Genomic DNA, 591 nt, shown 5'->3' with positions numbered 1-591 from the left:
TTCAATCGTTTCCTTGAATTCTATATAATCTCTGTCCTGAATACATTCACGAAGTGAATGTACAACCGCATAATCATTTTTAAGAGATGGATTGTTTTCTAAGATATAATCCACGATTCCTTTACTTGTTATGAAGCTTTCAAAAAGCTTATAACGATTATATTTATAGTTCTGAAGTTCATTAGGGTTCTTTAAAATTAACTTCCAATAATGTTTTAACTTTCGATATAATTTAGCGTCTTTATAACGATGCTTATTCATGACACGTACCCTAGTTCGATTTAATTCTCTATTTAAGGCTTGTACGATGTGAAAAGGATCAATGATAATTTTAGCGTTAGGAAACATTTCTTTTATTAATTGAATGTACGGTAAGTACATGTCGATTGAGATAGTTTTTACCTTTAATCTAGTCTTAGGCTCAAAACGATGAAAATACTTTTTCAAACTGTAAGATTTTCTATCTCTTACAACATCGACTAGCTTGTGTGTTGTGCTATCACAAATAATGAAGCTCATATTACTATCGGAAGATTTGACGGATTTAAATTCATCAAAACACAAATGCTCAGGTAAATCGTGTAATGGTTT

1 protein-coding gene is annotated in these 591 nt (G+C 30.5%); it reads right to left on the bottom strand.

Annotated elements, in window-relative coordinates; all coding sequences use genetic code 11:
* Positions 1 to 591: transposase (locus tag O3793_RS08905; RefSeq protein ID WP_371446978.1), on the bottom strand; the 591-nt coding region annotated here is incomplete at both ends.

Origin of the sequence: Granulicatella sp. 20925_1_28 (genome assembly GCF_041433575.1) — a bacterium.
In the GTDB taxonomy this organism is placed as follows: domain Bacteria; phylum Bacillota; class Bacilli; order Lactobacillales; family Aerococcaceae; genus Granulicatella.
Note: the sequence above shows the minus strand (reverse complement) of the source record. Positions and strands in the feature narration are given on the sequence as shown.